Annotated in this window: 13 protein-coding genes; 11 read left to right on the top strand and 2 right to left on the bottom strand. The window is 71.7% G+C overall.

Annotation, left to right across the window (positions count from 1 at the left end):
• Positions 1-229 precede the first annotated feature (229 nt).
• From VGZ23_15680 to queA, 8 genes are all read left to right on the top strand, one after another.
• The gene (locus VGZ23_15680; protein HEV2359032.1) at positions 230-964 is read left to right on the top strand and encodes a YebC/PmpR family DNA-binding transcriptional regulator; all 735 of its coding nucleotides are present in this window, start codon (positions 230-232) and stop codon (positions 962-964) included.
• Positions 965-1,017: 53 nt separating this feature from the next.
• The gene (locus tag VGZ23_15675) at positions 1,018-1,479 is read left to right on the top strand and encodes a DinB family protein (protein ID HEV2359031.1); all 462 of its coding nucleotides are present in this window, start codon (positions 1,018-1,020) and stop codon (positions 1,477-1,479) included.
• Positions 1,480-1,545: 66 nt separating this feature from the next.
• A complete protein-coding gene (locus VGZ23_15670) occupies positions 1,546-2,115 on the top strand; it encodes a crossover junction endodeoxyribonuclease RuvC (protein HEV2359030.1) in 570 nt (189 codons plus the stop codon).
• Positions 2,112-2,795, top strand: a complete 684-nt coding sequence (gene ruvA, locus VGZ23_15665) for a Holliday junction branch migration protein RuvA (GenBank protein ID HEV2359029.1) — start codon at positions 2,112-2,114, stop codon at positions 2,793-2,795. The genes VGZ23_15670 and ruvA overlap by 4 nt, the downstream gene beginning before the upstream one ends.
• Positions 2,792-3,853, top strand: a complete 1,062-nt coding sequence (gene ruvB, locus VGZ23_15660; protein ID HEV2359028.1) for a Holliday junction branch migration DNA helicase RuvB — start codon at positions 2,792-2,794, stop codon at positions 3,851-3,853. Before ruvA ends, ruvB begins: the two co-directional genes overlap by 4 nt.
• A complete protein-coding gene (locus VGZ23_15655; protein ID HEV2359027.1) occupies positions 3,850-4,065 on the top strand; it encodes a DUF2905 family protein in 216 nt (71 codons plus the stop codon). The genes ruvB and VGZ23_15655 overlap by 4 nt, the downstream gene beginning before the upstream one ends.
• Entirely contained in the window at positions 4,062-5,243 is a 1,182-nt protein-coding gene (locus VGZ23_15650) for a SpoIID/LytB domain-containing protein (protein HEV2359026.1), read from the top strand. Before VGZ23_15655 ends, VGZ23_15650 begins: the two co-directional genes overlap by 4 nt.
• 53 nt (positions 5,244-5,296) lie before the next feature.
• The gene (queA, locus tag VGZ23_15645; protein HEV2359025.1) at positions 5,297-6,433 is read left to right on the top strand and encodes a tRNA preQ1(34) S-adenosylmethionine ribosyltransferase-isomerase QueA; all 1,137 of its coding nucleotides are present in this window, start codon (positions 5,297-5,299) and stop codon (positions 6,431-6,433) included.
• Between the two features lie 15 nt (positions 6,434-6,448).
• On the opposite strand, the gene VGZ23_15640 is transcribed toward queA, so the two are convergent.
• A complete protein-coding gene (locus VGZ23_15640) occupies positions 6,449-7,024 on the bottom strand; it encodes a hypothetical protein (GenBank protein HEV2359024.1) in 576 nt (191 codons plus the stop codon).
• A gap of 119 nt (positions 7,025-7,143) precedes the next feature.
• Here VGZ23_15640 and tgt point away from each other — a divergent pair, with 119 nt between their 5' ends.
• From tgt to VGZ23_15625, 3 genes are read left to right on the top strand one after another with little or no spacing between them, the layout of a single operon-like run.
• Positions 7,144-8,256, top strand: coding sequence for a tRNA guanosine(34) transglycosylase Tgt (gene tgt, locus VGZ23_15635; protein ID HEV2359023.1), 1,113 nt, complete (start codon positions 7,144-7,146; stop codon positions 8,254-8,256).
• Positions 8,257-8,295: 39 nt separating this feature from the next.
• Positions 8,296-8,607 (top strand): preprotein translocase subunit YajC, encoded by a 312-nt coding sequence (yajC, locus tag VGZ23_15630; GenBank protein ID HEV2359022.1) that lies wholly within the window; start codon positions 8,296-8,298, stop codon positions 8,605-8,607.
• Positions 8,608-8,609: 2 nt separating this feature from the next.
• Positions 8,610-9,311, top strand: coding sequence for an HD domain-containing protein (locus tag VGZ23_15625; GenBank protein ID HEV2359021.1), 702 nt, complete (start codon positions 8,610-8,612; stop codon positions 9,309-9,311).
• Here VGZ23_15625 and VGZ23_15620 read toward each other — a convergent pair.
• Positions 9,308-9,888, bottom strand: a 581-nt coding sequence (locus VGZ23_15620) for a hypothetical protein (GenBank protein ID HEV2359020.1), incomplete at its 5' end; no start/stop codon positions are given. The two genes, VGZ23_15625 and VGZ23_15620, sit on opposite strands and share 4 nt — an antisense overlap.

The raw sequence follows: 9,888 nt of genomic DNA, 5'->3' as shown, positions 1-9,888 counted from the left end.
TTTCCTATCAGGTCAATCCCTGGCTCAAGCCGGCGGGCGCGATCCTGGAGATCACGGCGGTGGCCACCGCCGGACCGGACGGTGCCGCCGGCACCGGCACCGCCACGGTGTCGGTCCGGATCAAGTGAGCCGCGTCCGCTTGCCCGTCCGCGGGCGCCCCAGTATAGTAGTAGGTAGGTAGACCGCCCGGGTCGCACGCGCCGGGCGGGCCGTTCCTGAGGGGGCCCCCGTGTCCGGACACTCCAAGTGGCATAACATCAAGATCAAGAAGTCCAAAGTCGACCAGCAGCGCGGCAAGATTTTCAGCAAGCTGGCGCGCGAAATCATCATCGCCGCGAAGGAAGGCGGCGGCGACCCGGCCAACAACGCCCGCCTCCGCTCCGCGATCGAACGCGCGCGCGAAGCGAGCATGCCCAACGACAACATCCAGCGGGCGGTGGCGCGCGGCGCGGGCGGCGGCGAAGGGGCGGCCTTCGAAGAGATCACCTACGAGGGCATGGGGCCCGCGGGGGTCGCGCTGCTCATTCAGGTCGCGACGGACAATCGGAATCGCACCGCGTCGGAAATCCGCAACATCCTCACCAAGGCCGGCGGGTCGATGGGGGCCTCGGTCGCCTGGATGTTCGACAAGAAGGGGCTCATCATGCTGTCCCGCAGCGTCGCCTCCGAGGACGAGGTGCTGACCCGGGCGATCGACGCCGAGGACATGCGCACGGCCGGGGACGAGTACGAGATCACCACGGCCCCGGAAGACTTCGTGAAGGTCCGCCGCGCGGTCGAGGAGGCCGGATGGACGCCGGTGTCGGCGGAGATCACGATGGTCCCGAAATCAACGGTGCCGCTCCACGGCAAGGAAGCACAGCAGGTCCTGCGCCTCATGGAGGCGCTCGAGGATCACGACGACGTCCAGCACGTCTACGCGAACTTCGACATCCCGGACGAGGTGCTGCAGCAGGTCGGGTGAGCCGCACGCGCGGGCCTCGGGCGGCCGGGCGCGGGCAATCACGGAGGTGGGCGGTGGGAGCACGCGAGACAATCGAGCCGGGATTCCGCAGGATCTATGCGGGGATTCAGCACAACGTTGAGTTGATTCCCGATGACCGGCTGGACGTCAAGCCAGAGGGACTGGAGACGCGGTCGTTTCGAGAGATCGCGCTGCACATCGCCGACTCGTGCGTCATCTTCGGCGACAACATCGGCAAGACGACGTGGGAGCGGATCGCGGCGTTTCCGCCCGACGCCTACCGGACGAAGGCGCAGGTGGTCGACGCCGTGCGGCAGGGAGGCGAGCGCTACCTGGCCGGCCTGGCCCGCCTGACCGACGCCGAGGCGGAGCGGGTATGTGAAGCGCCGTGGGGGGCGAAGCATCCGCAGGGGATGCTGGTCGGTTTCCAGGTGCCGCACCTTTTCTATCACAACGGTCAACTCGCGATTTATCTCCGGATGGCGGGGATCAAGCCGCTCTTCGCCCCCCGATAGGCGCCGCGTGCGCCGGCGGGTGATCGAACCGGCAGGAAGGCCCCGTCCACCGGCGAACACCGGTTCGTGTTCGTTGGAGCGTCCCGCGTCCGCCGTCCGGGCGCCGCGCCGCGCGCGCGGCGGAACGGTGTCCTGCGGGTGCTGGGGGTGGATCCCGGCCTTCATCTCAGCGGCTACGGCATGATCGAGACGGCCGGGCCGGGGCTGCGCGTCGTCGACGCCGGCGTGATCCGCACCGACCCCCGCGCGCCGCTGGCCGACCGGCTCGAAGAGCTGCACGCCGGGCTGCGCGAAGTCCTTGCGGAATGGCGTCCCGCGGCGATCGCCCTCGAGGACGTGTTCGCGCACCCCGCGTTTCCCCGCGCCGGCATTCTCATCGGGCACGTCTGCGGCGCCATCAGCATCGCCGCCGCGGAGCGGCGCATCCCCGTGGAGACCATTCCTCCCGCGGCGGTGAAGCGGGCCCTCGCGGCGTCCGGGCGCGCCGACAAGCGGCAGATCCAGCGGATGGTGCGGGCGCTGCTTGCGCTGGACCGCGATCCCCTGACGCACGTCGGCGACGCGCTGGCCCTCGCGCTGGTCGCGCTGTCGCGGCGCGGCGTGCCGCTCGCCCGCGGCTCCCCGAGTCCCGCATGATCGCGCTGCTGCGCGGCCGGGTGATGCGCCGCACCGACGAGATGCTGGTGATCGACTGCGGAGGCGTCGGGTACGAGGTGCACCTCCCGGCGTTTCTGCGCGACCTGCTGCGGGCCGACCCGCATCGCCTCCAGGAGGCCGCCCGGTCTCGGGAGCGGCCGGAGGCCCTGCGCCAGACAGGGGACGAGACCGTCGAGCTGCACATCTCCTATCACGTCAGCGCCAATCAGCCGCGGCCGCTGCTCGTCGGGTTCCTCCGGGAGGTCGAGCAGGAGTTCTTCGAGCGGTTCATCACCGTGGACGGCGTCGGCCCGACCAAGGCGATGAAGGCGCTCGCGCATCCCGTCGAGCGGGTCGCGGACGCCGTTGAGCGCAAGGACATCGCGTTTTTGCAGAAGCTGCCCGGCATCGGCGCGCGGACCGCGGAGAAGATCGTCGCGGCGCTGCACGGCAAGATGGGCAAGTATGCGCTGCTGCGCACGGACGTGCCGGCCGAGCCCGAGGCGCCGCCGGCGGACTTCCAGGAGGAAGTCATCGACGTCCTGACGCGGCAGCTCGGCTATCGCGCCGGCGAGGCGCGGCGGATGGTGGCCGACGCGCTGCGGCGGAACGGCGCGCTTGCATCGGCGGAGGCGCTGCTCCAGGAAGTCTACCGCGTGGAGCGGGGCTCGCTCGCATGACCCGGGAGCGGACGATCGGGCCCGACGGCGGGCGCGGCGATCCGCCCCCGCGGGCGGCCGATCCCGACGAGCAGTTCATCCGCAGCCTCCGGCCCAAGCGGCTCGAGGAGTGCATCGGCCAGCCGCGGGTCGTGACCGGCCTGGCCATCAGCATGCAGGCCGCCCGCGAGCGGGGCGAGGCGCTCGACCACGTGCTGCTGCACGGGCCGCCCGGCCTCGGCAAAACGACCTTTGCCAACGTCATCGCGGCCGAGATGAACACGAAGATCGTCACCACCTCGGGCCCCGCGCTCGAGCGCGGCGGGGACCTGATGGGGATTCTCACGAACCTCGAGGCCGGCGACGTGCTCTTCATCGACGAGATCCACCGGCTGCCGCGCGCGGTCGAGGAGTTCTTGTATCCGGCGATGGAGGATTTCTGCGTCAACTTCGTCATCGAAAAGGGCGCGCACGCGCGCACGCTGCGGTACACCCTCCGCCCGTTTACGCTGGTCGGGGCCACCACGCGCGCGGGCCTGTTGTCGTCGCCGCTCCGCGACCGGTTCGGCATCGCGCACCACCTCGACTTCTATCCCGTCGAGGATCTCGCCAGGGTGGTCCGCCGGTCGGCGTCGATCCTCGAGGTGACGGCGACCGACGAGGGCGCGGGAGAGATCGCCCGGCGCTCCCGCGGCACGCCCCGGATCGCGAACCGGCTGCTCCGGCGGGTCCGCGACTACGCGCAGGTGCGCGCCGCGGGCACCATCAGCCTCGACGTCGCGGCCGAGGCGCTCGAGTTCGAGGGGGTGGACGCCGCCGGCCTGGACGCGCAGGACCGGGAGCTGCTGCGCACCGTCGTCCAGGTCTACGGCGGCGGCCCGGTCGGCGTCGAGGCGCTCGCGGCGACCCTCAACGAGGAAGTGGACAGCATTGTCGAGATGATCGAGCCGTATCTGTTGAAGATCGGCTTCCTCACGCGAACGCCGTCGGGGCGCCGGGTGACGCCGCAGGCGTGCGACCACCTCGGCCTCGCCGCCCCCGAACGGCCGTCGCGCGGGCAGGGAGCCTTGTTCCCGTGACCCCGTCGGCCATCGGCCGGGTGTTGATCGGCCTCGGCGTCCTGCTCGTCATCATGGGCGGCGCCGTCGTGCTGCTCGGCATGCTGCCGCGGCTGCCCGGGGACATCTACGTCCAACGGCGGGGCTTCACCCTGTATGTGCCGATCCTCGGCAGCATTCTGGTGAGCCTGCTTCTGACGCTGCTGCTCAACCTGTTCTTCGCCAGACGATGACACCGGCCGTCCGGATCCTGAGCGCGGCCCTGGCCGCCGCCGTGACATGGCTCGGCGCCGGCGCGGCCAATCCCGCCCGGGCCACCGAGTCCGTCCTCATCCGCGTCGCGATCCTGCTCGAACGGCCGGCCGTGCAGATCGCCGCGGACGGGCCGGTCACCGCGGACGACGCGTCGCCGGCAGCCGCGGTGCTCGCCGCGCTGCCGGCCGGTACGGCGTGGATCGCGGCCCCAAGCGCAGCCGGCGGGCTCGATCTGTCGGGCCGGAGCCTCGGCCCCGTCGTCCGCCTCACCGCGCAGCACGGCGTGTTGCGTGTGGACGGACGGCCGTATCGCGGCGTGCTCGAACTTCGCCGGACGCCGGGCGGGCGGATCACCGTGGTGGATGAGATCGACCTCGAGGCCTACCTCTATGGGGTGATCAAGGGTGAGGTGGACCCGCGCTGGCCGCCGGCGGCGGTGCGGGCGCAGGCCGTGGCGGCGCGCACCCTCGCGGTCCAGCGCATGGCCGCCGCGCAGGCGTCCCCGGGGGCCGGAACCGCGGGGGGCGGGTTCGACCTGCCGGCGACGACCGACGCGCAGGTGTACCTCGGCGTCGCGGCCGAGGATCCGGCGGCCACGGCGGCCGTCGACGCGACGCGCGGGCTCGTCGTCACCTATGACGGCCGCCCGATCTTCGCCGCCTATCACTCGAACTCCGGCGGGCATACCGAGGACAGCGAGAGCGTCTGGGGGATCGCATACCCGTACCTCCGGGGCGTGCCGGATCCCTACGCGCTGCGGGCCCCCGGGGTCGCGTGGAGCGCCGTGCTGCCTCTCGCCGCGGTCGACGGCGCCCTGCGCCGGGGCGGCGTCGAGGTGGGCGCGGTGAGCGACGTGGCGCCGGGGCGCGTGACGCCGTGGGGGCGCGCGATCACCGTGCGGGTTCGAGGCGACGATGGGCGCACGCAGGAGCTCAGCGCCAACCGGTTCCGGCTCCTCGTCGGCGCCGGCGTGGTGCGCAGCACGCTGTTCACCGTGTCGCGGCAGGGCCGCGTCCTCGACTTCGCCGGGCGGGGATCCGGCCACGGCGTCGGCCTCGACCAATGGGGAGCGCGCGCCATGGCTATCCAGGGCTTCACGTTCGAGCAGATCCTCAAGTACTACTACACGGGCGTGGCGATCGAGCCGCGCTACTGACGCCTGGTGAACGGCGGCCGCCGCCCGGCAACGACGAACGAGGCGTTCTCGCTCTGAGCCTCCGGCTCTCCGACTTCGACTACACGCTTCCGCGCGACCTGGTTGCTCAGACTCCGGCGCGTCCCCGCGACAGCGCGCGCCTGCTGGTGCTGCACCGGGGCACCGGTGTCGTCGAGCACCGGGTGTTTCGCGATCTCGGGGCCTATCTTGGTCCGCCCGACGTGCTCGTGCTCAACGATACCAGGGTGCTGCCGGTCCGCCTGCGCGGCCGCCGATCCGGGTCAGGAGGCCGCCTGGAGGCGGCCGGAGGTCCCGCGCCAGACGGGGCGCCAGGCGGGGCCGGAGGTCCCGCGCCAGACGGGGGAGGAGAGGTGGAGGTGTTGCTCCTGCGGCCGGTGGCAGGTCCGTCGCCCGCGCCGGCCGGGGCCGGCGACACGTGGGAGGCGCTCGTCCGCCCGGGACGCCGGCTGCGCCCCGGCACCCGGCTCGCCTTTGGCGACGGCGCGATAGAAGTCACAGTCGGGCCGCCCGCGGAGCGCGGGGTGCGCCTCGTCACGGTGCGCTGCGCGGGAGATCTTCGCGCCGCGCTCGAGCGGGTCGGCGAGATGCCGGTCCCGCCGTACATCGAGCGCCCGCTCGACGACCCGAACGACTACCAAACCGTGTACGCCGAGCGTCCCGGGGCGATCGCGGCGCCCACGGCGGGCCTGCATCTCACGCCGGCCCTGCTGGACGCGATTCGCGGGCAGGGTGTCCGCGTCGTGTTTGTGACGCTGCACGTCGGCCTCGGTACGTTCCGCGGAGTCGAGGTCGAGGATGTCACCCGGCACCGCATGGACGCGGAGTCCTATGAGGTGAGCGACGAGACGGCGGCGGTGATCAACGGCGCGCGGGCGCAGCGCGGCCGCGTGGTCGCCGTCGGGACGACGGTGGTGCGTACGCTCGAGACCGTCGCGACGGACGAGGGGACGGTCACCGCGGGAAGCGGCCCCACGGAATTGTTCATCACCCCGGGATTCCGGTTCCGCGTGACGGACGCGCTCGTGACGAACTTCCACCTGCCCCGGACGACGCTGCTCATGCTCGTGAGCGCGTTTGCCGGCCGGGAGCGGATTCTCGCGGCGTACGCCGAGGCGATCCGCCTGCGCTACCGGTTCTACAGCTTCGGCGACGCGATGCTGATTCTCTGAGGCCGCCGGGCGCGGCTACGTCGGCGTGAGTCTCGTCCAGCCGCGGCGGGCCGGCGCCCACTGGTCGAGCGGCCGCCCCAGGTAATCCTTGCCTTCCACCTGGTAACCCGCGGCGGTGAGCCGCTTGTACGCCTCCGCGTAGTAGCGGTAATCGACCTGCCACGCGCCCCGGAGCGGATTGCGGTACGCGCCGAGGCCGCCCAGCAAACGGCGCATGTTTTGATCCTCGGTGCTCTCGCATCGAAGCTCGACACTTTGGTTGATGCTGCCGAAGGCCTGCACCTTCGCGTTCTGCGGCGGCTGGACGGGTTGCCCGCCCGGATTCTCCGAGGTTGCGAGTGCCGGGGTCGCCGGTGCCGGCCGGGCCGGGGGGCGCGTACCCGCGGGTCCCGCCGGCGCGCCTGGGGCGGACGGCGGGGCGGGCGCGGCTCCCGGCGCGGATGCCTGCCGCTCGGCCTTCATCGCCTCAGCTTTGGCCCTCGCCGCGGCGATGCGTTCTTCGCGGGTCATCTCACCCGGCGCGGGCGGCGCGGCGCCCGGCGCAGGCGACTTGTCCTCCGGCTTGTCCTCGACCATCGCACGCTCCCGCACGCTTGTGAACTCGACGTGATTCTAGCCGACGGCGCCGGCGACCTCAAGACGTGCCCACCGTGGCCACCGTGGGTCCGCGCGTGGTCAAACCCGACAGGCGGCGTTATACTGCACGCATTATGTTCCGCTTCGAATTGGTGCACGCCGATGAGACGACCGGCGCCCGTGCCGGCATCCTGCACACGCCGCACGGGACCGTGGAGACCCCGGCGTTCATGCCGGTCGGGACGCACGGGACCGTGCGCGGACTGACGCCGGAAGAAGTCCGCGGCGCCGGCGCCGAGATCGTGCTCGGCAACACCTACCACCTGATGTTGCGGCCCGGGGTCGAGGTGATTGCACGGGCCGGCGGCCTGCACCGGTTCATGCATTGGGACGGCCCGATCCTGACCGACAGCGGCGGGTACCAGGTCTTCAGCCTGGCCCATCTCCGCCGCGTCTCCGACGACGGCGTGACCTTCCGCTCTCCGATCGAGGGGCGGGAGTTTCACCTGACGCCTGAAAGCGTCGTCGATATCGAGAAGCGCCTGGGCGCGGACATTATCATGCCCCTCGACGTCTGCCTCGGCTACCCGGCGCCGCCCGCGGCGGCGGAAGAGGCGGAACGGCGGACCGCCGTCTGGGCGCGCCGATCGCGGGACGCCCACCGCCGGCCCGAGCAGGCGCTCTTCGGCATCGTCCAGGGCGGATTCGAGGCCGGCCCGCGCCGCCGCGCCGCAGACGAGATCGTCGGCCTGGGCTTTGCGGGGTACGCCGTCGGCGGGCTGTCGGTGGGGGAGCCTCGGCCGATGATGTACGATCTCTTGGCGGCCGTCACGGAGCGGCTTCCAGCCGGGTCTCCACGCTACCTCATGGGGGTGGGCGTCCCGCCGAGCAGCATCGAAGCGGTCCGCCGGGGGGTCGACATGTTCGACTGCGTCCTCCCGACCCGCGTCGGCCGGACCGGGGTGGCGCTCACCCCCGGCGGCCGGCTGCACCTGCACAACGCGCAGCACGCCGCCGACCTGGCACCGCTCGACGAGGGCTGCCCGTGCCCGGCGTGCCGCGGCTACAGCCGGGCGTACTTGCGGCACCTGTTCAAGGCCGGCGAGATGCTCGGACCGCGGCTCCTCAGCCTGCACAACGTGACGTTCATGGTGCGGCTCGTTCGGGCGATGCGCGAAGCGATTCTGGAAGACCGGTTCGCCGCGTGGAGCGAGGCGACGCTCGCCCGCTACCGCACCGCATGGTAGGATGATCGTAGGGAATGCGCGGCGCGCCGCGAAGGCGTCTTGCTGAGCCGTCGCCGCACGCACGCAGCGCAGGGGGCGCGGGTGACCAACCAGCAACTCATACAGTTATTGCCTTTGGTCGTCATCGTCGCGGTGTTCTATTTCGTCGCGATCATGCCCCAGCAGGCGCAGCAACGCCGGTATCGCGAGATGCTCGGGCGGCTCAAGAAGGGGGACCGCGTGCTGACCCGCGGCGGTCTCTACGGCGTCATCGTCGAGCTCCGGGACAAGCGGGTTCTCCTCGAACTGGCACAGAACGTCCGCGTGCAGGCCGACCGCACCGCCGTGCAGTCGGTCGTCAACAAGGGATAGCCATGCCGGAACCCGCGCCGAGGGTGTCCAGCGCGCCGGGGCGGCCGCTCTCGCTCGAGGACGTCAAGCGCGACCGCGAGGTGGAGGCATACCTCGCGAAGGCCAACGAGTACACCGGGGCGATCGGCTACACCGAGCACGGCTTTCGGCACGCGACGCTCGTGGCCAACATCGCCGGCAACGTCCTGCGCCGTCTCGACCACGACGAGCGGCAGGTGCAGCTCGCGGCGATTGCCGGGTATCTGCACGACATCGGCAACTTGGTGGGCCGTGTGGGCCACGAGGCGACGGGCGCGTTGCTCGCCAGCCGGATCCTCACGCGGCTCGGCATGGATCCGGTCGACATGGCGGTGGTGATGGGGGCGATCGGCAATCACGAAGAGCAGACCGGGGAGCCGGTCAGCGACGCCTGCGCGGCGCTCATCATCGCGGACAAGTCCGACGTGCATCGGACGCGCGTGCGGAACGCCGATCCCGCGAGCTTCGACATCCACGACCGGGTCAACTACGCGGCGGAGCACTCCTTCCTGCGGGTCGACGCCCCGGCGCGGACCGTGACGCTCGAGCTGACGATCGACACGCGGATCTCCCAGGTGATGGAGTACTTCGAGATCTTTCTGCCGCGCATGGTCATGTGCCGGCGGGCGGCGCAGTGGCTGCGCTGCCAGTTCCGGCTGCAGATGAACGGAACGAAGCTTCTCTAGGAGGGACGGTATGGCGGGCGTCGAGTACGTGTGCGTATTGTGCGGGGAGACTCATGTCGTGGCGACGCGGGCGGACGGGCCGGTGTATCTGCGCTGTCCGACGACGTACGTCTGGGCGTGGCACGACACCGGCGCGTTCGAGGGCGCGCGGCCCCGTCTGGCGCGGGGCGGACGGCTGCCGCATCCTCCACCTGGGCCATCGCCTCGGTGAGTACCTGTTCCAGCACCGCCTGACGCTCACGGTTCGCCGCGTCCAACGATCGCGCCAGCACGCGGGCCTCGCCGGCGTCATCCGTCAGCAGCAGGTCGAGCGACGGCGCCGGATCGCCGAGGCGGCCCGGCGCGTTGAGGCGCGGCGCGATCTGCCAGCCGATGTGCCAGGTGTCGACCGGGCCGGCGATCGCCGCCTCCTCCAAGAGGACGCGGATCCCGAGCGGCGGGTCCGCCCGCAGCTGGCGCAGTCCCGCGGCCACGAGGCGCCGGTTGTCGCCGGTAAGCGCGACGACGTCGGCGACCGTGCCGAGCGCCGCCAGCGCGACGAGATCGTCGGGACGCGCCGGCGAGCATCCGAGCTGCC

This window comes from bacterium, assembly GCA_035945995.1.
Lineage (GTDB): Bacteria > Sysuimicrobiota > Sysuimicrobiia > Sysuimicrobiales > Segetimicrobiaceae > DASSJF01.
Note: the sequence above shows the minus strand (reverse complement) of the source record. Positions and strands in the feature narration are given on the sequence as shown.